Source organism: Modestobacter sp. SYSU DS0657, assembly GCF_054050925.1.
Genome location: NZ_JBJHAG010000032.1, coordinates 25,373 through 46,825, shown reverse-complemented (window position 1 = coordinate 46,825; position 21,453 = coordinate 25,373). Strand labels below are relative to the sequence as shown.

General features: G+C 74.1%; 18 protein-coding genes. 6 read left to right on the top strand and 12 right to left on the bottom strand.

The window, feature by feature from the left end:
• Window positions 1–161: 161 nt before the first annotated feature.
• The 3 genes from ACI79A_RS17200 to ACI79A_RS17190 all read left to right on the top strand — a co-directional run bounded on the left by ACI79A_RS17200 (window position 162) and on the right by ACI79A_RS17190 (window position 2,258).
• Window positions 162–815, top strand: coding sequence for an amino acid ABC transporter permease (locus ACI79A_RS17200; protein ID WP_457084975.1), 654 nt, complete (start codon window positions 162–164; stop codon window positions 813–815).
• The gene (locus tag ACI79A_RS17195; protein WP_457084974.1) at window positions 812–1,705 is read left to right on the top strand and encodes an amino acid ABC transporter permease; all 894 of its coding nucleotides are present in this window, start codon (window positions 812–814) and stop codon (window positions 1,703–1,705) included. The genes ACI79A_RS17200 and ACI79A_RS17195 overlap by 4 nt, the downstream gene beginning before the upstream one ends.
• 124 nt (window positions 1,706–1,829) lie before the next feature.
• Window positions 1,830–2,258 carry a hypothetical protein gene (locus ACI79A_RS17190; protein WP_457084973.1) on the top strand — a complete coding sequence of 143 codons (429 nt, stop codon included), beginning with the start codon at window positions 1,830–1,832 and terminating at the stop codon, window positions 2,256–2,258.
• Between the two features lie 126 nt (window positions 2,259–2,384).
• Here the strand turns inward: ACI79A_RS17190 and ACI79A_RS17185 are convergent, their stop codons facing one another.
• The 4 genes from ACI79A_RS17185 to ACI79A_RS17170 all read right to left on the bottom strand — a co-directional run bounded on the left by ACI79A_RS17185 (window position 2,385) and on the right by ACI79A_RS17170 (window position 5,143).
• Window positions 2,385–2,603, bottom strand: coding sequence for a hypothetical protein (locus tag ACI79A_RS17185; RefSeq protein ID WP_457084972.1), 219 nt, complete (start codon window positions 2,601–2,603; stop codon window positions 2,385–2,387).
• A gap of 80 nt (window positions 2,604–2,683) precedes the next feature.
• Complete coding sequence (locus ACI79A_RS17180) at window positions 2,684–3,514, bottom strand: regulatory protein RecX (protein ID WP_457084971.1); 831 nt, start codon at window positions 3,512–3,514, stop codon at window positions 2,684–2,686.
• Between the two features lie 8 nt (window positions 3,515–3,522).
• Complete coding sequence (recA, locus tag ACI79A_RS17175) at window positions 3,523–4,563, bottom strand: recombinase RecA (protein ID WP_457084970.1); 1,041 nt, start codon at window positions 4,561–4,563, stop codon at window positions 3,523–3,525.
• 193 nt (window positions 4,564–4,756) lie between these two features.
• Window positions 4,757–5,143: a winged helix-turn-helix transcriptional regulator gene (locus ACI79A_RS17170; RefSeq protein ID WP_457084969.1), complete on the bottom strand. Its 387-nt coding sequence runs from the start codon at window positions 5,141–5,143 to the stop codon at window positions 4,757–4,759.
• A gap of 107 nt (window positions 5,144–5,250) precedes the next feature.
• On the opposite strand from ACI79A_RS17170, the gene ACI79A_RS17165 reads away from it, so the two are divergent.
• Window positions 5,251–6,108: an NmrA family NAD(P)-binding protein gene (locus ACI79A_RS17165; RefSeq protein WP_457084968.1), complete on the top strand. Its 858-nt coding sequence runs from the start codon at window positions 5,251–5,253 to the stop codon at window positions 6,106–6,108.
• A gap of 26 nt (window positions 6,109–6,134) precedes the next feature.
• On the opposite strand, the gene ACI79A_RS17160 is transcribed toward ACI79A_RS17165, so the two are convergent.
• From ACI79A_RS17160 to ACI79A_RS17145, 4 genes are all read right to left on the bottom strand, one after another.
• Window positions 6,135–6,329, bottom strand: a complete 195-nt coding sequence (locus ACI79A_RS17160; RefSeq protein ID WP_457076779.1) for a DUF3046 domain-containing protein — start codon at window positions 6,327–6,329, stop codon at window positions 6,135–6,137.
• A gap of 140 nt (window positions 6,330–6,469) precedes the next feature.
• Complete coding sequence (locus ACI79A_RS17155) at window positions 6,470–7,735, bottom strand: MFS transporter (protein ID WP_457084967.1); 1,266 nt, start codon at window positions 7,733–7,735, stop codon at window positions 6,470–6,472.
• Window positions 7,736–7,799: 64 nt separating this feature from the next.
• Complete coding sequence (locus ACI79A_RS17150; RefSeq protein ID WP_457084966.1) at window positions 7,800–10,358, bottom strand: beta-glucosidase; 2,559 nt, start codon at window positions 10,356–10,358, stop codon at window positions 7,800–7,802.
• Between the two features lie 182 nt (window positions 10,359–10,540).
• A complete protein-coding gene (locus ACI79A_RS17145; RefSeq protein WP_457084965.1) occupies window positions 10,541–10,762 on the bottom strand; it encodes a KTSC domain-containing protein in 222 nt (73 codons plus the stop codon).
• Window positions 10,763–10,916: 154 nt separating this feature from the next.
• Here ACI79A_RS17145 and ACI79A_RS17140 point away from each other — a divergent pair, with 154 nt between their 5' ends.
• Window positions 10,917–15,506 carry an ATP-dependent helicase gene (locus ACI79A_RS17140; RefSeq protein WP_457084964.1) on the top strand — a complete coding sequence of 1,530 codons (4,590 nt, stop codon included), beginning with the start codon at window positions 10,917–10,919 and terminating at the stop codon, window positions 15,504–15,506.
• Window positions 15,507–15,604: 98 nt separating this feature from the next.
• On the opposite strand, the gene ACI79A_RS17135 is transcribed toward ACI79A_RS17140, so the two are convergent.
• On the bottom strand, window positions 15,605–16,186 hold the full coding sequence (locus ACI79A_RS17135; RefSeq protein ID WP_457084963.1) for an antibiotic biosynthesis monooxygenase: 582 nt from the start codon (window positions 16,184–16,186) through the stop codon (window positions 15,605–15,607).
• Window positions 16,187–16,359: 173 nt separating this feature from the next.
• Between ACI79A_RS17135 and ACI79A_RS17130 the strand changes: the two genes are divergently transcribed.
• The gene (locus ACI79A_RS17130) at window positions 16,360–17,211 is read left to right on the top strand and encodes an Fpg/Nei family DNA glycosylase (RefSeq protein WP_457084962.1); all 852 of its coding nucleotides are present in this window, start codon (window positions 16,360–16,362) and stop codon (window positions 17,209–17,211) included.
• A gap of 64 nt (window positions 17,212–17,275) precedes the next feature.
• On the opposite strand, the gene ACI79A_RS17125 is transcribed toward ACI79A_RS17130, so the two are convergent.
• The 3 genes from ACI79A_RS17125 to ACI79A_RS17115 all read right to left on the bottom strand — a co-directional run bounded on the left by ACI79A_RS17125 (window position 17,276) and on the right by ACI79A_RS17115 (window position 21,382).
• Complete coding sequence (locus ACI79A_RS17125) at window positions 17,276–18,133, bottom strand: PspA/IM30 family protein (protein ID WP_457084961.1); 858 nt, start codon at window positions 18,131–18,133, stop codon at window positions 17,276–17,278.
• A 223-nt stretch (window positions 18,134–18,356) separates the two neighbouring features.
• Window positions 18,357–19,985, bottom strand: a complete 1,629-nt coding sequence (gene pgi, locus ACI79A_RS17120) for a glucose-6-phosphate isomerase (protein WP_457084960.1) — start codon at window positions 19,983–19,985, stop codon at window positions 18,357–18,359.
• A gap of 134 nt (window positions 19,986–20,119) precedes the next feature.
• A complete protein-coding gene (locus ACI79A_RS17115; protein ID WP_457084959.1) occupies window positions 20,120–21,382 on the bottom strand; it encodes an ABC transporter ATP-binding protein in 1,263 nt (420 codons plus the stop codon).
• Window positions 21,383–21,453: the final 71 nt, after the last annotated feature.

Genomic DNA, 21,453 nt, shown 5'->3' with positions numbered 1-21,453 from the left:
CCCCCCCCCCCCCCCCCCCCCCCCCCCCCCCCCCCCCCCCCCCCCCCCCCCCCCCCCCCCCCCCCCCCCCCCCCCCCCCCCCCCCCCCCCCCCCCCCCCCCCCCCCCCCCCCCCCCCCCCCCCCGCCACTCCCACCACCCAGCTCCGGAGGACACCACCGCATGGGCGTCGTCGTCGCGAACTTCGACCTGTTCTGGTCGGGGTTCCTGCGCACCCTGCTGATGAGCGTGGTGGCTGGGGCCGTCGCGCTGCTGCTGGGCACCCTGCTCGCCGGGTTCCGGGTGTCCCCGGTGCCGCCGCTGCGAGCGCTGGGGACCGTGTACGTCAACGTCGTGCGCAACACCCCGCTGACGGCGGTGTTCGTGCTGGTGATCTTCGGGCTGCCGCAGGTCGACATCACCTTCGAGGACTACGTGCTCGCCGCCATCGTGGCGCTGTCGGTGTACACCTCGGCGTTCGTCTGCGAGGTGGTGCGGTCCGGCATCAACTCCGTCTCCGCCGGGCAGGCCGAGGCGGCCCGTGCGCTGGGCCTCACGTTCCGCCAGTCGCTGGGCACCGTGGTCCTGCCGCAGGCCTTCCGCACGGTCGTCCCCCCGCTGGGCAACGTCTGGATCGCCCTGGTGAAGAACACCTCGATCGCCGGCGGCGGCTTCGCCGTCGCCGACATCGCCTTCTACGGCCCCTCCATCATCCGGGACAACCCCGGCAGCGCCCTGTGGGTGTTCGCCGGCGTCGCCTTCTTCTACATGGTGATCACCGTGCCCTCGGCCTACGCCATCTCCGTCCTCGAACGCCGGACGGCGATCGTCCGATGAGCACCTCGACCACGGTCCTGTTCGACGACCTGGGCCCCCGGGGGCGCGCCCGTGTGCGCGCGGCCACCGTCGGCGGTTTCCTGCTGGTGGCCGCCGTCGTCGCCGTCGTGCTGTGGCGGCTGGGGGTCAACGGCCAGCTGGACGGGCAGCGCTGGGCGATCCTGTTCGACTCCCGGACCGGAGTGCCGCAGCGGTTGTGGGACGGCCTGCTGAACACCCTGGAGGCCGCCGGGTACGCCATGGTGCTGGCCGTCGCGCTGGGCGCCGTGCTCGCCGTGGGACGGCTCTCCGACCACCGGCTGCTCCGGTGGCCCTGCCTGCTGATCGTCGAGTTCTTCCGGGCGGTGCCCCTGGTGGTGCTGCTGCTGTTCCTGCTGCTGGGCGCACCCACGACCGGGCTGGACGTCAGCCGGCTGTGGACGCTGGTCTTCGGGCTGACGCTCTACAACATGGCCGTGCTGAGCGAGATCTTCCGCGCCGGCATCCTGTCGATCGACCGGGGGCAGAGCGAGGCCGCCTACGCGCTGGGCATGCGGAAGACCACCGTGATGACCACGATCCTGGTGCCCCAGGCCGTGCGCCGGATGCTGCCGGCGCTCATCAGCCAGCTCGTGGTGCTGCTGAAGGACACCGCGCTCGGGTTCATCATCGCCTACCCCGAGCTGCTGCAGTCCGCGTCGAACCTGGTCAACTTCTACGGCTCCCGCTACCAGCTGCAGCTCTACGCCGCGGCGGTGGCCGTCTACATCGTGGTGAACCTCCTGCTGTCGCTGTTGGCCACCCGGCTGGAGCGCCGGCTGGGCCGTTCCGCGCGGAGCCCCGCCGGGATCCCCGAGGACACCGACGGAGAGCCGGACGCTGTCGCCGGCCTGCCGCCGGCCCGGGGCTGACCGCGTCCGACCCGCCCGATCCGGGACTGCGGGGTCAGACAGGTCAGACAGCGCCGTAGTCGACGCGACGGCTTGGCAACTCCCGCCGGTGGGACCGAGGTCTCCCGCTGCCGAGAACTGGGGTGTGACCGCCTCCCCCCTCGCCGCGAGGTTCGACATGGACTACGACCTGGACCACACCTCGCAGCTGTTCGTGAACCGGCTCCGGACGTCCGCCGCGAACTTCGCCGCCGCCGCCGGCGCCGAGGAGGCGATCGTCCGCGAGGCGGTGCCCCCGGCCCGCCACCGCCGCTCCCGCTGCCGCGTCGTGCTGCGCTACCCCGGCGGCCGGGAGAACGACGTGACCTTCCTGGGACCGGTCGTCTCCCCGGACCTGGGCAAGTACCTGTCGATGTCGGAGTTCGACGCCTCCATCGAGCGGTGGCTGAGCTCGGGCCAGCAGCGCAGCCGCCGCTGGCTGGTGCCGGACGACGAGGCCGCCGACGGTGTCGCGGTCGACGTGACGGCCTGGCTGGACCGCGCCCCCGGCGCGTTCGTGCCGCGCCCTCGCTGACCCGTCGTGTCCGGCTCCGCGAGGGGGCGGATCCGGGCACCACGCACGCACTGCGAGCGCCTGACGACACGGGCCGGTGCGACGTCCTGGACGTCGCACCGGCCCCGGCGGCATTCGCGGCACCGCTCACCCGCCGGAGCCGCCCCCGCCGAGCATCCAGCTGCTCTTGTTGACCGCCCCGCGGGTGTCGGGCGCCTGGTTCTCCGCGCCCGCGCCGCGACCCGGCGGGTCGTTGCTCGGATGTTCCGGCTCGGACATCCGCTCCCAGCGACGCCGGCGGCTCCCCACATAGAGGACCGATGCGACCACCACTGCGACGGCGAGCAGCACGAGGACCCACTCCACAGACGACCTCCGTTCGACGGCCCACCGGCGGGCTCCTGTGGAACATGCCCCGCGATGTCGACGGGAACCGCCCCCGATCGTCAGGGGAGGGAGTCCTCCCAGACGTCGCCCGGCCGGGCCGCACGACGGCCGTGCCCACGCACCTGCCCCTCCCCCACCTCGGGGCCGGCGGACGGGCCCCCGTCATCCGCCTCGGCCGTGAGGTCGTCGAGCCGTTCGTCCTCGGCCAGCAGGTCGGCGGCGAGCGCGTCCAGCGCTTCCCGGACCACGTAGCCGGCCAGTCCACCGCCGTAGCCCTTCCGGGCCAGCATCCCGACCAGCCGGCGCTCGGCGGTGACCCGGTCCAACCGGCGCATCGACGGCAGCTTCCGCTCGACCAGCCTGCGCGCGGCGTCCCACTCGTCCTGCGGGTCGACCTCAGCGACCGCAGCGGCGGCCACCTCGTCGTCCACGCCCTTGGCCCGCAGCTCCGCGGCGAGCGCTCGGCGGGCCAACCCTCGGCCCGACTGCCGTGAGCTCACCCATGCGGCGGCGAACGCCGCGTCGTCGATCAGCCCGACCTCGGTGAACCGGTCGAGCACCGCCGCGGCGGCCTCGTCGGGGATGTCGCGCTTGGCCAGCAGGTCGGCGAGCTGCTTGCGGGTCTTCGACGCACCCGTGAGGGCGCGCAGGCAGATCGCGCGGGCAGCCTGCTCCGGGTCGCCCAGATCGTCCTCCGCGTGCCCCGGAGCCTCGTCACTTCCGGAGCGACGGCGCTCGGGTCGGGGGCGCCGCGCACCCCGGTCATCTCCTCCCGACCAGCCACCGGCCGACCGTCCGGAACGACGACGGCCGGCGCGGCGGGTCTCCCCGCCGGCCGGCCGTGCGTGCTCCTCGGCCGGCCCGTCGCTGGCGAACAGCGATTCGGACACGGCGGGGATCAGAAGTCGGCCGGGACGGCGTCCTCGGCCGGGGCGTCCAGCGGCGCACCGATGCCGAGCTTCTCCTTGATCTTCTTCTCGATCTCGTCGGCGAGGTCGGGGTTGTCGCGCAGGAAGTTCCGGGCGTTCTCCTTGCCCTGGCCCAGCTGGTCGCCCTCGTAGGTGTACCAAGCGCCGGACTTGCGGACGAAGCCCTGCTCCACGCCCATGTCGATGAGGCCACCTTCGCGGCTGAAGCCGTGACCCCAGAGCAGGTCGAGCTCGGCCTGCTTGAACGGGGCGGCGACCTTGTTCTTGACGATCTTCACCCGGACCCGGCTGCCGACCGCCTCGGTGCCCTGCTTGAGGGTCTCGATGCGGCGGACGTCGAGACGGACCGAGGCGTAGAACTTCAGCGCCCGGCCACCGGTGGTGACCTCCGGCGAGCCGTAGACCACGCCGACCTTCTCGCGCAGCTGGTTGATGAAGATCGCGGTGGTACCGGAGTTGTTCAGCGCACCGGTGATCTTCCGCAGCGCCTGGCTCATCAGCCGGGCCTGCAGACCGACGTGGCTGTCGCCCATCTCGCCCTCGATCTCGGCGCGGGGCACGAGCGCCGCGACCGAGTCGATGACGATGATGTCGAGCGCGCCGGAGCGGATCAGCATGTCGGCGATCTCGAGCGCCTGCTCACCGGTGTCTGGCTGGCTGACCAGCAGCGCGTCGGTGTCGACACCGATCGCCCGGGCGTACTCGGGGTCGAGCGCGTGCTCGGCGTCGATGAAGGCCGCGATGCCGCCGGCGGCCTGGGCGTTGGCCACCGCGTGCAGGGCGACCGTCGTCTTGCCGGAAGCCTCGGGGCCGTAGACCTCGACGACGCGGCCGCGCGGCAGGCCGCCGATGCCCAGGGCGATGTCGAGCGCGACGGAACCGGTCGGGATGACCTTCATGGCGATCTCGGGCGAGTCGCCGAGACGCATGACCGAGCCCTTGCCGAACTGCTTGTCGATCTGGGCGAGGGCCATGTCGAGGGCCTTGTCGCGGTCCAGGGTTGCTGCCATGGTGGCCACCTTCGGGTGTCGCTGTCTGCGGGTCGTCGCCGACGCTAGGACGGGGGTCTGACACTTTCGCCGGGCCGACCTCATCTGTGGACGAGCACCGGACCTGTGGACACCGTAGGCCGAACAGGTGTTCGAAGCCAGCGACACGCCGCCCGGCCGCCCCACGCGCCCCACCGGCCGGGGTCGGCACCCCTCAGCGGGCGGAGCGCACCTCGTCCGCCGCGGCCCGGGCGGCGTGCACGGCCGGCATCCGTCCCTCGACGAACTCGATGAGCGCCAGCAGGTGCGGCACCAGCTCGACCCCCGCGGCGGTGAGCCGGTACTCCACGTGCGGCGGGATCGACGAGCGCACCTCGCGGTGCACCCAGCCGTCGCGCTCGAGGGTCTGCAGGCTCTGGGCCAGCATCTTCTCGCTGACCCCCTCGATCCGGCGGCGCAGCTCGCCGAACCGGTGCGGGGACTCGGCCAGCGCCGAGAGCGCCAGCAGCGACCACTTCCCGGTGACGTGCTCGAGGGCCTCGCGCGACGTGCAGGCACGCCGGAAGACGTCCGCGACCAGCTGTTCGACCGCCTGCTCCACGGAACCCCTCCCCTCCGGTACCGCCTGCGAGTGTACGGTGCGACCGACCTGCACTAACGATTAGTTAGTGCCCGCCACCCAGCAGCCACCACCCATCGGAGGGCCCCTTGATCACCGTCACCGGAGCCAGTGGCCACCTCGGCCGGCTCGTCGTCCTCGGCCTCCTCGACGCCGGCGTGCCCGCCACCGAGGTCGTCGCCGTCGTGCGCACCCCCGCCAAGGCCGCCGACCTCGCCGACCGCGGCGTGCAGGTCCGCCAGGCCGACTACGCCGACCCGGCCGCCCTGGAGACGGCCCTGCAGGGCACCGACCGGCTGCTGCTGGTCTCCGGCAGCGAGGTGGGGCAACGCGTCGCCCAGCACGGCAACGTGCTGCAGGCGGCGAAGGCGGCCGGCGCGCAGCTGGTCGTCTACACCAGCGCGACGCGGGCCGACGACACCCCGCTGCCGCTGGCCCCCGAGCACATCGCCACCGAGCGGCTCATCGCCGAGGCCGGCATCCCCGCCGTCGTGCTGCGGAACAACTGGTACCTGGAGAACTACGACCAGCAGATCCAGCAGGCGGCCAGCACCGGGGAGCTGACCGGCAGCTCCGGCAGCGGGCGCATCGCCGCCGCCACCCGGGCGGACTACGCGGCCGGTGCGGTCGCCGTGCTCACCGCCGACCGGCCGGAGACCGGCGTGCTGGAACTGGGCGGGGACGAGGCGTTCAGCCTCGCCGACCTCGCCGCCGTCGTCGCGGCGCAGACCGGCCGCGAGGTCGTCTACCGGGACCTCAGCCCCGAGGAGCACCTGCGCACGCTGACCGAGGCGGGGCTGCCCGAGGCCACCGCCGGGTTCGTCGTGGCGCTGGACCAGTCGATCGCCCAGGGCGCGCTGGACACCGGCAGCACCGACCTGCACCGGCTCATCGGCCGGGCCCCGACGACCCTGGAGCAGTACGCCCGCACGGTCCTGGGCTCCTGAGCCGCCGGCGTCCCGCCGGAGCGGCCTCAGCGGTCCTTCGGCGGGACGTCGTACTCCTTGCAGATCTCCAGCCAGACGGTGCGCACCGGCACGCCGGCCTCGATGGCCTCGGCCGCCGTCCGCCCGCCGAGGGCACCGAAGGAGTGGTCGCGCACGACGCTCTGCGACCGCATCGAGCCGAACTGCTGCTCCATCCGGGACCAGAACTCCTGCAGACGCACGGCGAGCACGGTACCCGCCGGCGGCGCCCGGCCTATCCTCGGCGCATGGTCCCGAGCACCGGCTCCCCCACCTGGGACACGATCCTGGAGATCGGGATCGTGTGCGCACTGGTCGCCTGGCTGGTCCTGATGTGGCGCAGCTACCGCAACCGGCGCTGAGCCGCCCACACCACCACCAGCGGGACGACGAGCGCGGCGCTCACCGCCGCCACCAGCCCGAAGCCCCCGCCCGCCAGCAGCGGCCCGCCGACCGCTCCGGCCAGCGCAGCCCCGAGCCCCATCAGCAGGTCGGTGGCCCCCTGCGCGGTCGGGCGCAGTTCGTCGGGGACCGACTCGGTGACCAGGGTCGAGCCGGCCACCAGGCCGCACGACCAGCCGACCCCGAGCAGGAACAGCCCGACGCCGAGCTGCCAGGCGGCGCCCGGCGGGGCGGTGCCGGCCACCAGCGCCGCGAGCAGCAGCAGGGCACCGCCCAGCGCCACGGTCGCCGAACGGCCGAACCGGTCGGCCAGCCAGCCGACCACCGGGGAGAACAGGTACATCCCGGCCACGTGCACGCTGATCACCAGGCCGATGACCCGGAGCGTGGTGCCGTCGGCGTGCTCGCCGCCCGCACCCATGTGCACCGGCGTCATGACCATCAGCCCGACCATCACCGAGTGCGCGACGACGACGGCGGTGACCCCGAGCCGCCCGTCCGGCGTGGCCCAGACCGCGCGCAGGGCACCCATCGCGCCGGCCCGGGGCGCGGGCCCGACGGCGGGCGCGGTCGCCGCGAGGCGCCGGGCCAGCAGCAGGGGGTCGGGCCGCAGCAGGACCAGGACCTTCAGGACGACGGCGACGAACACGACGACCGGTAGCACGAACGCGCCACCGAGCGCGGGCAGGCCCAGGGCCCGGCCGAGGTCGTCCCCGGGGCCGGCCAGGTTCGGCCCGAGCACCGAGCCGATGGTGGTCGCCCAGACGACCAGGGACAGGGCGCGGCCGCGGTGCTCGGGCTCGGCCAGGTCCGCGGCGGCGTACCGCGCCTGCAGGCCGCTGGTCGTGGCCGCACCGAAGAGGAGCAGGCCGGGCAGCAGCAGCGCCAGCGACGAGAGCGCCGCCGCCGCGACGACGACCAGCGCCCCCAGCACGGCGACCCCGTAGCCGAGGGCCAGCCCGGCCCGCCGGCCGGCGCGGTCGCTGACCCGGGCCAGCGGCACGGCGATCAGCGCCGCGCCCAGCACGCTCGCGGTCTGCCCCAGGCCGGCCGCGGCGTCGCTGCCGGCGACCTCGCGGGCGAGCAGGCCGCCGACGGTGATGCCGACGGTCACCCCGAGTCCGCCCAGCGCGACTGCGCCGGACAGGACGGCGACCGTGCGGCGCTGCGCGGCCGCACGGTCCGGGATCGTCGTCGGCACGGTCACGGCGGCGAGTGTGCCGCAGCCGCCGACCCACCGGCGCAGGAGCACCGGCGGGTCGGCGGCACCGTCAGCGGATGCGCACCGAGTCGGTCAGCCGGACGTCGTCCGAGGCCGCACCGACCAGCACCGGGCGGGTGCCGCGAGCACGCTCCCACCGGTCCTTGCGGGCGTTCCACACCGACAGCTGCCGCTCGTCGACCTGGACGGTCACCCACTGACGCTCCCCCGGTGCGAGGGTCACCCGGTCGAAGCCCGCGAGCTGGACCGTCGGAGTGCCCGCGGCCGACCCCGACCCCAGGTAGACCTGCGGCACCTCGGTGCCGGTCACGACCCCGGTGTTGGTGAGCAGGAAGGACACCTCGACGCCGTCGCGACCGGTACGGGTGCGCAGCCGGGAGTAGTCGAACGACGTGTACGACAACCCGTGCCCGAAGGCGAACAGGGGTTCGGTGCCGGTGGCCTGGTACCAGCGGTGGCCGACGTCCGTGCCCTCGGTGTAGGTCTGCTCGTCCGGCACCCCGTCGCCGTCGGTGTCCACGCCCGGGTAGTTGACGGGGTCGCTGACCGGCGTCCGGGCCGGGTCGGCCGGAAAGGTCGTCGGCAGCTTGCCGGCCGGGACGGCGGCACCGGTGAGCAGGTCGACCGTGGCCTCGGCCCCCTCCTGGCCGGGGTACCACATCTGCAGCACGGCGGAGACCTCCGCCAGCCACGGCATCAGCACCGGGTCACCCGTGTTGAGCACGACGACGGTCCGCGGGTTGGCGGCAGCCACCGCGGCGATCACCTCGTCCTGGAAGCCGGGCAGTGCGAGCGACTCCCGGTCCTCCCCCTCGGTGCCCTCGTTGTAGCCGAAGACGACGGCGGTGTGCGCGTCCCGGGCGGCCGCCACGGCCTCGTCGATCCGCTGCTGCCGCAACTGCGGCGTCGTCCAGTGCAACCGCAGCTGGACCGGAGCGTCCGCGGTCGCGGTGCCGCTGACGGTGACGGCGACCTGCTCGCCGGCGGCGAGATCGACGGTCCAGCTGTCGTTGATGAAGCCGTCGGCGGTGGGGATCAGGCTGCCGCCGAGCGCACCGAACCGGTTCTGGGTGGACGCCAGCTGCTCCTCGCCCATCGTGACCTCGGCGCCGGGCCCCGTGGTCTGCAGGTGGAACGTGTACGTGCCGGCCGCGGGGGCGGTGACGGTGACCGCCTCGCCGAACTCCCCGGTGAAGGCCGCGTCGCCGGTGCGGTCCAGCGGGCTGCCGCTGCCCAGCGCGGCGCCGGGCACCAGCTCGCCCTCGAGGTCCTCACCGGTCGCCCACGTGAGGTCGGCACCGGCGGCCTCGAGCACCTCGACCACGCTGTCGACCGCGCCGGCGTCGGGGTTCACCCGGGCGCTGCCACCGCCGCCGATCAACGGGGTGGCCGCCGTGGGACCGACCACGGCCAGGCTGTCCAGCGCCTCGTCGGACAGCGGCAGGGCGCCCTGCTCGTTGCGCAGCAGCACCGCCCCCTCGGTGGCGACCTGCCGGGCCACCGCGGCGTTCTCCTCGACGGCCCGCTCGGGGTCGGCGGTCGCCTCGTCGAGCAGACCGACCTCGTCCATCGCGGTCAGCACGCCGGTGACCGCCCGGTCCAGTGCGGCCCGCACCGGCCGGGGGAGGTCCCGCTCGGTCACCTGGCCGTCGCCGTCGACGTCCTGGGCCAGCTCGGGGAAGGCCGCCGGCCGGGGCATCTCGACGTCCAGCCCGGCCTCCAGCGCGCCGGCCCCGTGGATGGCGAACCAGTCGGTCATGACGAAGCCGTCGAAGCCCCACTCCTCGCGGAGCACCTCGGTGAGCAGTTCGGCGTTCTCGCAGGCCTGCACCGAGTTCACCTGGTTGTAGGCGCACATCACCGCGCCGATGCCGGCGTCGACGACGGCCTCGAAGCCGGCCAGCTCGGTCTCGTGCAGCGTCCTCTCGTCGACGTGGACGTCGATGCCGGCCCGCCCGAGCTCCTGGTTGTTGGCCGCGTAGTGCTTGGCGGTGGCGATGACGCCGTGGTCCTGGATCCCCGCGACCTGCGGTGCGGCCAGGGCGGCGGTCAGCAGCGGGTCCTCGCTGAGCGTCTCGAAGTTGCGGCCGGCGTAGGGGGTGCGGACCAGGTTCATCATCGGCCCGAGCAGCACCTCCATGCCGAGCGCGTCGGCCTCCTGGCCCAGCACCCCGCCGTAGGCGGCGGCCAGCTCCGGGGAGAAGGAGGCGCCGAGCGCCACCGGCGCGGGGAGCGCGGTCGCCGGCTCCGCAGCCCGGACCCCGGAGGGCCCGTCGGCCATGTCGAGGGTCGGGATGCCGAGCCGGGGGACGCCGGCCAGGGCACCGGCGGCCCCGTTGCTGCCCGTCGTCCCGCCGAGCAGGCCGAACTTCTCCGGCACGGTCAGCTGCGCGACGAGCGCGGCGATCCGCCGGCTGTCCGGGTCGTCGTGCCCGTGCCCGTGCCCGTGCCCGTCCTCGTTGCCATGCCCGTTCGCCTGCCCGTTGGCGTGCCCGTGCCCGTCGCCGCCGGGCGCGGCGAGCGCGGGCGAGGCTCCGCTGGTGACGACGACCGCCGCAGCGGCGAGGGCGACACCGGCACGCAGGCGTCGAGTGCGGTGCGGTTCCATGAGCGACTCCTGTGTCGCGCCCGGGACGACCCCGATGTCCCCCGGGTCTGCAGCGCAGACAACCCGCCGCTCAGCCAACCCACAAGTGCGGTTCCGGCGAGTGGGACCGCCGCCCCTGCTCCGGGTGTGCGTCCAGGGCCGGCCGGTCACACTCCGCCACCGGCCCGGCGGGGACCTCCGGGTCAGGCCGCCCGGTGGACCACGCGGCAGCGGTACCGCGGCTTGATCTCCCCGTTGACGTAGCGCCCGATGCTGGCCGACTCCAGCATCGCGAGCGCCTCCTCCGGCGGGACGCCGAGGTAGTCGTAGACCCCGCCGCCGGCGAACTCGATCTCCAGCACCCGGTGGTCGAGGTCGTAGCCCACCGACCGCACGCTGGACGACTGCACGTGCGCCCGCTTCATCGGTCCTCCTGAACCACAGGGGCGTAGTTCCACCAGTGTGATCCCGTCCGGGGTCCGTCGACAAACCCACATGTCGACTCGTCGACCGCCCGAGCACGCTGCTGCCGCGCGCCGGGGGACGGCGAACTGTCGCACCCGCGGGGAGACTGGAGCCGTGTCCGCCCTCGAGCGCTTCTCCACGCCCACCCAGGCGTGGTTCACCGGCGCGTTCGCCGGCCCGACGCCGGCCCAGGAGGGCGCCTGGTCGGCGATCAGCAGCGGCGAGCACGCGCTGGTGGTGGCCCCCACCGGTTCGGGCAAGACGCTCGCGGCGTTCCTCTGGTCGCTGGACCGGCTGGCCGCCACCCCGCCGCCCGACGACCCGCTGGCCCGTTGCCGGGTGCTGTACGTGTCGCCGCTCAAGGCGCTCGCGGTCGACGTCGAGCGCAACCTGCGCGCACCGCTGACCGGCATCGGGCAGGCGGCCGCGCGGCTGGGGCTGCCGCGGCCGGAGATCAGCGTCGGCGTCCGCTCCGGTGACACTCCGGCCGACGAGCGGCGCAGCTTCGCCCGCCGGCCGCCGGACATCCTGATCACCACCCCCGAGTCGCTCTTCCTCCTGCTGACCAGTCAGGCGCGCGAGGCGCTGCGCGGGGTGGAGACGGTCATCCTCGACGAGGTGCACGCCGTCTGCGGCACCAAGCGCGGCGCGCACCTCGCGGTCTCCCTCGACCGGCTCGACGAGCTGCTCGAGCGCCCGGCACAGCGGATCGGGCTGTCGGCCACCGTGCGCCCGATCGAGGAGGTCTCGACCTTCCTGGCGGGCGGCCGCCCGGTGCAGGTGGTCGCGCCGCCGGCCAGCAAGCAGTGGGACCTGTCGGTCGTCGTCCCGGTCGAGGACATGTCGCAGCTGGGGCAGCCGACCGGTGAGCTGGAGGGCTCGGCGGCGGGCAACCAGCCGCGGACGTCGATCTGGCCGGCGGTCGAGGAGCGGGTGCTCGACCTGATCGAGGCCCACCGCAGCACCATCGTCTTCGCCAACTCCCGCCGGCTGGCCGAACGGCTCACCAGCCGACTCAACGAGCTGCACCACGAGCGGACGACGGGCGAGCCGTTGCCGCAGGGGGCGAACCCCGCGCAGCTGATGGCCCAAGCGGGTGCCGGTGGTGGGCTCCCGCCCGAGGTCCGCCCGATCGCCGCGGCGCACCACGGCTCGGTCTCCCGCGAGCAGCGGGCGGTCACCGAGGAGGCGCTGAAGTCCGGCCGGCTCCCGGCCGTCGTCGCCACCTCGTCGCTGGAGCTGGGCATCGACATGGGCGCCGTCGACCTGGTCGTCCAGGTCGAGTCCCCGCCCACCGTGGCGTCGGGGCTGCAGCGGGTGGGCCGCGCCGGCCACCAGGTCGGCGCGGTCAGCGAGGGCGTCATCTTCCCCAAGTTCCGCGGCGACCTGGTGCAGAGCGCCGTCGTCGCCGAACGGATGCGCGCCGGGGCCATCGAGTCCACCCGCTACCTGCGCAACCCGCTGGACGTGCTGGCCCAGCAGATCGTGGCGATGGTGTCCGAGCGGCCGCGCACGGTCGAGGAGGTGGCCGGGGTGCTGCGCCGGTCGGCGGCGTTCGCCTCGCTGCCCGACTCCGCGCTGCACGCGGTGCTGGACATGCTGGCCGGCCGCTACCCCTCCGACGCCTTCGCCGAGCTGCGGCCCCGGCTGACCTGGGACCGGGTCACCGACACCCTCACCGCCCGGGCCGGCGCGCAGCGGCTGGCGGTCACCAGCGGCGGCACCATCCCCGACCGCGGGCTGTTCGGCGTCTTCCTCGTGAGCGGCGCCGGCGAGACCGGGGGCAAGCGGGTCGGCGAGCTCGACGAGGAGATGGTCTACGAGTCGCGGGTGGGCGACGTCTTCCTGCTGGGGTCCTCCTCCTGGCGGATCGAGGAGATCACCCACGACCGGGTGCTGGTCAGCCCGGCTCCGGGGCTGCCCGGCAAGATGCCGTTCTGGCACGGTGACACGCTCGGCCGACCGCTGGAGCTCGGTCGCGCGCTGGGTGCGTTCCTGCGCGAGGTCGGCTCCGCGACCCCCGAGGCCGGCGCGGAGCGCGCCCGGGCCGCGGGCCTCGACGAGTGGGGTGCGGCCAACCTGCTCGCGTACCTGGCCGAGCAGAAGCAGGCGACCGGCCACCTGCCCGACGACCGCACGATGCTGGTCGAACGGTTCCGCGACGAGCTCGGCGACTGGCGGCTGGTCGTCCACTCCCCCTTCGGGGCGCAGGTCAACGCCCCCTGGGCGCTGGTGCTCGCCGCCCGGCTGCGCGAGCGCTACGGGGTCGACGTCGCCTCGATGCACTCCGACGACGGCATCGTGCTGCGGCTCCCCGACACCACGGGCGAGGCACCCGAGGCCGACCTGGCGATCCTCGACCCGGACGACGTGGAACGGGAGGTGACCGCCGAGGTCGGCAACTCGGCGCTGTTCGCCAGCCGGTTCCGCGAGTGCGCCGCGCGGGCCCTGCTGCTCCCCCGCCGCGACCCGCGCCGCCGCACACCGCTGTGGCAGCAGCGTCAGCGGGCGGCCCAGCTGCTCTCGGTGGCCAGCGAGTTCTCCTCGTTCCCGATCACCCTCGAGGCGGTCCGGGAGGTGCTGCAGGACGTCTACGACGTGCCTGGGCTGGTCGAGCTGATGCGCGACGTCCGGTCCCGCCGGGTGCGGGTCGTCGACGTGCAGACCCAGACCGCCTCGCCCTTCGCCCAGTCCCTGCTGTTCGGCTACGTCGGGCAGTTCATCTACGAGGGCGACGCCCCGCTGGCCGAGCGCCGCGCCCAGGCCCTCGCGCTGGACACCGGCCTGCTCGCCGAGCTGCTGGGCCGCTCCGAGCTGCGCGAGCTGCTGGACGCCGACGCGATGGCCGAGGTGGAGGCCGAGCTCCAGCGGCTGCCGGCCGAGCGGCACCCCCGCGACGTCGACGGCGCCAGCGACCTGCTCCGTGGCCTCGGTGACCTCACCGTCGCCGAGGCCGCCCCCCGGGGAGTGCCGGCCGAGTGGCTCGCCGAGCTGGTCGCCTCCCGGCGGGCCATCGTCGTGCGCATCGCCGGCGAGGAGCGGCACGTCGCCATCGAGGACGCCGGCCGGCTGCGCGACGCGCTGGGCACCGCGCTGCCGGTCGGGGTGCCCGAGGCGTTCACCGAGCCGGTGGCCGACCCGCTCGGCGACCTCGTCGGCCGCTACGCCCGCACGCACGGGCCCTTCGTGCCGGCCGACGTCGCCACCCGGCTCGGCCTGGGCGTCGCCGTCGTGACCGCCACCCTGCAGCGCCTGGTGGGCACCGGACGGCTGGTCACCGGCGAGTTCCGGCCCGGCGGCGTCGGCCAGGAGTGGTGCGACGCGGAGGTGCTGCGCTCGATCCGGCGGCGCTCGCTGGCCAAGCTGCGCCAGGAGGTCGAGCCGGTCCCGGTCGGCACCCTGGCCCGGTTCAGCCCCTCCTGGCAGTCGGTGGGCGGGCGGATGCGCGGGGTCGACGGCGTTCTCGCCGTCGTCGAGCAGCTGGCCGGCGCGCTGGTGCCAGCGTCGGCGCTGGAGTCACTCGTGCTGCCCTCGCGGGTGCGCGACTACTCCCCCGCGCTGCTCGACGAGCTGACCAGCGCCGGTGAGGTGCTCTGGGCGGGCGCCGGCGGGCTCTCCGGCGGCGACGGCTGGGTCACCCTGGTGCCGGCCGACCTGGCACCGCTGCTGCTGCCCGAACCCCCGGGTGGCGCACAGCTCGAGGGCGGGGTCGCCCAGCAGGTGCTGGACGAGCTCGCCGGCGGGCAGGCCCTGTTCTTCCGGTCGCTGTCGGACCGGGTCGGCTCCACCGACGACCAGGCGCTCTCCGAGGTGGTCTGGGACCTGGTGTGGAGCGGGGCGCTGACCAACGACACCCTCACCCCGCTGCGGGCGCGGCTCTCCGGAGGCGGGGCGCACCGCAGGGCTCCGGCCGCACCCCGTGCCCGGCTCGACCGAACCCGCTACGGGCGCACCCGCCTGGGCCGCCCGGCGATGCCCAGCCGCACCGGGCCGCCGGCGATGGCCGGGCGCTGGTCGGCGCTGCCGGAGCTGGAGACCAACGCCACCAAGCGGACCACCGCGCGGGCCGAGGCGCTGCTGGAACGACACGGGGTGCTCACGCGCGGCGCGGTCCAGGCCGAGCAGGTGGTCGGCGGGTTCTCCGCGGTCTACCCGGTGCTGCGCGCCTTCGAGGAGAACGGCCGGGCCCGGCGGGGCTACTTCGTGGAGACCCTCGGCGCGGCGCAGTTCGGCACGTCGGGTTCGGTCGACCGGCTCCGCAGCTTCGCCAGCCCCGACCGCGCGCAGGCCGGGCCGGTGGTGCTCGCCGCGACCGACCCGGCCAACGTCTACGGCGCGGCGCTCCCCTGGCCGGAGCGGCCCACCGGTGCGGACGACGCGGTCGACCTCGGCGAGGGCACGGGCTCCCGCCGCACCGGGCACCGGGCCGGCCGCAAGGCCGGTGCGCTGGTGGTGCTGGTCGACGGCGAGCTGGTGCTCTACGTCGAGCGCGGCGGCAGGACGCTGCTCTCCTGGACGGAGGACGAGACGGTGCTCAAGGAGGCGGCCACCGCGCTCTCCGGCGCCGTCGCCTCCGGCGCGCTCGGCCGGATGACGGTGCAGAAGGCCGACGGCGCCTCGGTGCACGAGGCGAGCGCGCTCTCCGCCGCCCTGCAGGCGGCCGGCTTCGCGGCCACCCCGCGGGGCCTCCGCCTGCGCGGCTGATCCCTGCACCCCGATGGCCCACGATCGGTCGCGTCGTGGGCCACCGTTGCCCGATCGTGCCGGTCCGGCCCGGTCGAGCCCGGTCCAGCCTGGCCGCGTCAGCTCCGGCGGGACCCCTGCAGCCAGGGGGCGAGCCAGCGGCTCAGCCGCGGCATGAGCACGCGCAGCGCGGTCACCACGTAGACCGCCGACAGCAGCAGCCGCAGCGGCCACGGCCAGTCGCCGACGAACGGCACGGCGAGCAGCTGGAAGGTGCTGGTGAACGCCAGCACGACCGCGACGGTCAGCAGCCAGCTCCGCCACACCGGACCGGGGCGCGGCGGCACCGCGAAGAAGGTCTGCAACCCGACCGCGCGGGCCACCCGCTCGTCCTCCACCAGCCGGTGCACGCGGTCCAGCGCTTCCCGCCGCTGCGGCGAGCGCTCCCAGACCGCGAGCGACTCGTCGTCGGCGAACCGGTAGACCAGGTGGTACTCGTCGCTGGCCGGTCCGGGCCGCAGCAGCGAGGAGCCGAGGTGCCCGGGGAAGGTGGCGACGAGCTCCTGCACGTCGGCGGCCCAGCGCTCGAACGCGTCGTGCTGCTCGGGGCGCACCACCCGGGCCACCGTCACGGTGACCGGCTCGTGCGCCGGCTCCCGGACGACGCCGGTACCGGTCAGCTGCCGCAGTCGCGAGGTCACGTCCACGGCATGCCCAGCGCCGACGGACCGCAGGCTCTTCCCGCCTGTCGGCCCACTCACAGCAGGCCACCCCGACGAGGGAGCCGCACGACCTTCGGCACGACGCCTGCCCGGGCCGGCGAGCGCTGCGGTGAGACCCAGCACCCCGGCGTCCGGCAGGGGATCATGGACAGGTGCCCGAGGGAGACACCGTCTGGCTGGCGAGCCAGCGGATGCACACCGCGCTGGCCGGGGCCACCCTGCGCCGTGGCGAGCTGCGGGTGCCGCAGCTCGCCACCGTCGACCTGACCGGGGCCACCGTCACCGAGGTGGTGCCGCGCGGCAAGCACATGCTGATCCGCTTCGCCGACGGTCGCACGCTGCGCACCCACTACCGGATGGACGGCAGCTGGCACGTCTACCGGCCCGGCGCGACGTGGCGGGGAGGTCCGGCGTTCGCCGTCCGGGCGGTGCTCGCCACCGACGAGTGGGAGTGCGTGGGCTACCGGCTGCACGACATGGCGCTGGTGCCCACCGCCGACGAGGCGCAGCTGGTGGGCCACCTGGGCCCCGACGTGCTCGGGCCGGACTGGGACCTCGACGAGGCGCTGCGCCGGCTGCGCAGCCACCCCGACGAGCAGATCGGCGTCGCCCTGCTCGACCAGCGCAACCTGGCCGGGATCGGCAACCTCTACAAGGTCGAGTCGCTGTTCCTCGCCGGGGTGCACCCGTGGACGCGCGTGGCCGACGTCCCGGACCTTGCCGGCCTGGTCACCCGGGCCCGCACGCTGATGCAGGCCAACAAGCACCACCCCGAGCAGAGCACCACCGGCAGCACCCGACGCGGCGAGGACCACTGGGTCGCCGGCCGCAAGGGCCGCCCGTGCCGGCGCTGCGGCACCACCATCCTGCTGGGCGACCAGGGGCCCGACACCCAGGAGCGGGTGACCTGGTGGTGCCCCCGCTGCCAGGCCGCGCGCAGCCCCATCGCCCCGGCCGCCCGCACCGGCGAGCGCGACCACCCGCCGACGCTGGCCGGCCGCTGAACGACGACCGCCCGGTGCCGGACGTCGTCCGGCACCGGGCGGTGCGTGTCCTGCGGGTGGGTGCTCAGGCCTGCTCGGGGCGCTCCGCCGGCTGGGCGGCCGGCTGCTCCGCGCCGGGCACGGCACCGGTGCCCTGCTCGATGGCCGCGGCCTGCTCGCCGCCGGTGACCGCCTGCTGGCCGCCGCCCCCCACGGCCTGCTGCCCGCCCATCGAGGCACGGATCTCGGCGAGCCGGGAGGAGCCGGCGACGTCCAGCGTCGCCTTCTGCACGTCGAGCATCCGGCCCTCGACGGAGTCCTGCGCGAGCTCCGCCTGACCGAGCGCGTTGGCGTAGCGGGCCTCGATCTTGTCCCGGACCTCGCCGAGGCTCGGGGTGTTGCCCGGCGCGGACAGCTCGTTGACCTGCCGCAGCGAGTCCGAGACCCGCTCCTGCATCTTCGCCTGCTCCAGCTGGGACAGCAGCTTGGTGCGCTCGGCGAGGGTGGTCTGCAGCCGCATGCGGCTGGTCTCCACGGCGCCCTTGGCCTGCTCGGCGGCCTGCAGCGCCTCGTCGTGGCTGCGCTTGAGGTCCTCCATCGCCTGCTCGGCGCTGACCAGCTGGGTGGCGAACGCCTGCGCCGCCTGCTCGTACTCGGCGGCCTTGGCGGCGTCACCGGCAGCGCGGGACTGGTCGGCCAGGACGAGCGCCTGCCGGGCGGAGGCCTGCATCTGCTCGACCTCGCTCAGCTGCCGGTTCAGGCGCATCTCCAGCTGACGCTGGTTGCCCAGGACAGCCGCGGCCTGGTTGGCCAGCGCCTGGTGCCGCTGCTGCTCCGACTCGATGGCCTGGGCGATCTGGACCTTGGGGTCTGCACGCTGGTCGATCTGCTGGTTGGCCGACGCCGTCAGGTACTTCCACAACTTCACGAACGGGTTGGGCATGGTTCCTCCTGTCCGGCGCACCGGTCCACCGGGCGGCGGATGGTGCGGCACGGGCGACGTCGTCGTCGATCATCGTCCCAGTCGGTCGCGGAGGTCAGCCACCGCAGGCCCCCGGGCGTCGTCCTGCTGGTTTCCAGGCCCACCGCGAACGTGGGCCCTGGAACGGCCCCTCTGCAGGGTCCCGCGCCGAGCCTGCGAGGCGTGGGGGCAGAGGGGCCGTTCCTCACACCGGGCGGTTGCGCAGCCTCCGGTAGTGCTCGACCAGCGCCACCGTCGAGTCGTCCTGGTCGATCTCCGGAGCGCCCTCGCTGGTCAGCGCCGGAGCGAGCTCGCGGGCCATCACCTTGCCCAGCTCGACGCCCCACTGGTCGAAGGAGTCGATCTGCCAGATGACGCCCTCGGTGAAGACGGTGTGCTCGTAGAAGGCCACCAGCTGCCCCAGCGTCGCCGGGGTGAGCTTCGGCGCCAGGATCGTCGTCGACGGCCGGTTGCCCGGCATCACCTTGTGCGGGACGACGTCGGCGGCGGTGCCGTCGGCGGCGACCTCCTCGGCGGTGCGCCCGAACGCGAGCACGGCGCTCTGCGCGAACATGTTCGCCATCAGCAGGTCGTGCATGTCCGCGATGTCGTGGTTGGGCTCGCCGAAGCCGATGAAGTCCGCCGGGACCAGCGATGTGCCCTGGTGCAGCAGCTGGTGGAACGCGTGCTGGCCGTTCGTGCCCGGCTCGCCCCAGTAGACCTCGCCGGTGGTGGTGGTGACCGGATCGCCGTCCCAGCGGACCGACTTGCCGTTGCTCTCCATGGTCAGCTGCTGCAGGTAGGCCGGCAGCCGGGACAGGTACTGGCTGTAGGGCAGCACGGCGTGGGTCTGGGCGCCGAAGAAGTTCGTGTACCAGACGTTGAGCAGCCCCTGCAGGACCGGCAGGTTCTCCGCCAGCGGTGCCGTGCGGAAGTGCTCGTCGACGGCGTGGAAGCCGGCGAGCATCTCGTCGTAGTGGTCCGGGCCGATCGCGACCATCAGCGACAGGCCGACGGCGGAGGTGAAGGAGTACCGGCCGCCCACCCAGTCCCAGAAGCCGAACATGTTGTCGGTGTCGATGCCGAACTCGGCGACGGCGTCGGCGTTGGTGGAGACGGCGACGAAGTGCTTGGCCACCGCGGACTCGTCGGCGCCGGAGTCGAGCAGCCAGGCCCGCGCCACCTTCGCGTTGGTCAGCGTCTCCAGCGTGGTGAAGGTCTTGGAGCAGACCACGAACAGCGTGGTCGCCGGATCGAGGTCGCGGGTCTTCTCGGCGAAGTCGGTCGGGTCGATGTTGGACACGAAGCGGGCGGTGATGTCCCGGTCGCTGTAGTCGGCCAGCGCCGTGTAGGCCATCGCCGGGCCGAGGTCGGAGCCGCCGATGCCGATGTTGACCACGGCGCGGATCCGCTGCCCGGTGTGGCCGGTCCACTCCCCCGACCGCACCCGGTCGGCGAAGCCGCGCATCTTCGCCAGCACCTCGTGCACGTCGGCGGACACGTCCTGCCCGTCGACCACCAGCTGCTGGTCGGCGGGGGCGCGCAGCGCGACGTGCAGGACGGCGCGGTCCTCGGTGGTGTTGATGTGCTCACCGCGGAACATCGCCTCGATCCGCTCGGGCAGGCCGGCCCGCTCGGCCAGCGCGACGAGCAGCCGGACCGTCTCGTCGGTGACCCGGTGCTTGGACCAGTCGACGTGCAGGTCCCCGGCGGTGCCGGTGAGGCGATGGCCCCGGCCCGGGTCGTCGGCGAACAACTGCCGCAGGGTGGTGCCCTCGATCGCGGCGTGGTGGGCGGCGAGCGCGCCCCACTCGTCGGTCGCGGTGATGTCCAATGCTGCCTCCTGGGTCGACCGAGGTCTGTCAGGACACAGGTGTGCACCACCGGGTCCGGACAAACGCTGCGGGGGCAGCATGTCGCACCGGAGCGCCGGTCCCCCATCCGGGGAACCGGCGCCCCGGTGCGACGTCAGGCTGCGCTGTCGCTGCGCTCGCTGATCGACCCCTGGGCGTCGGCGACCTGCTCCTCGCGGTCCTGGGCGGCCATCCGGGTCAGCTCGGCGCCTGCCTCGGCGTCGCGGGTGAGGTTCTCCCCCGACGCCGGGTCGAAGACGTGCACCTTGCGGCTGTCCAGCCAGAACTCGGCGTCCCGCCCCTCCCGGATCCGGCTGGTCGCGTCGATGGAGACGATCGCCTGGGTGCGCAGCTCCTCGGCGTCCAGCTCCCGGGACAGGTCGCGCAGCTGGGCGCGGATCTCCTCGGGCGCCTCGTAGGGGATGTAGGCGAACTGCGAGTCGCCGAGCCACTCGGTGACGTCGACCCGGGCGGTGAAGACCGAGCCGAGCGGCCGCTTGGCCTCGTCGACCAGCGACGCGTCCTCGAAGTACTCCGGCCGGATGCCCACCAGCAGGACGTCCCGCCCGGCGACCGCCGCGGCGCGACGCTCGTCGAGCTCGATCGTCCCGAACGGCGTGGTCAGCGTGCGGTCGTCCAGGGTGGCGGGCAGGAAGTTCATCGGCGGGGAACCGATGAACCCGGCGACGAAGAGGTTCACCGGCTGCTCGTAGAGCTCCCGGGGGGAGGCGACCTGCTGGATCTTGCCCTTGCGCAGGACGCAGACCCGGTCGCCGAGGGTCATCGCCTCGGTCTGGTCGTGGGTGACGTACACCGTGGTGATGCCCAGCCGGCGCTGCAGCCGGGCGATCTCGGTGCGCATCTGGCCGCGCAGCTTGGCGTCCAGGTTCGACAGCGGCTCGTCGAAGAGGAACGCCTCGGCCTGGCGCACGATGGCCCGGCCCATCGCCACCCGCTGGCGCTGACCACCGGAGAGGTTCGCCGGCTTGCGCTCCAGGTGCTCGTGCAGCTCCAGGACGTCGGCGGCCTCGTTGACCCGCTTCTGGACCTCGGCGTCGTCGACCTTGGACAGCCGCAGCGGGAAGGCGATGTTCTCGAAGACCGTGAGGTGCGGGTAGAGCGCGTAGTTCTGGAAGACCATCGACAGGTTCCGCTCCCGCGGCGCCAGGTCGTTGACCCGCTTGCCGCCGATGACCATGTCGCCGCTGGTGATGTCCTCCAGCCCGACGATCATCCGGAGCAGGGTCGACTTCCCGCAGCCGGAGGGCCCGACCAGGATCATGAACTCGCCGTCGGCGATGTCCAGGCTGACGTCGTTCACCGCCGGGAACCCGTCCCCGTACTTCTTGACGATGTTCTTCATCTCGATGGAGGCCATCGGTGTCCGTCCCCTTCGTGGGCGTGTGTGCAGTTCGGTGGGTGGGCGCGCTGGTCCGGGGGCTGCGCGGA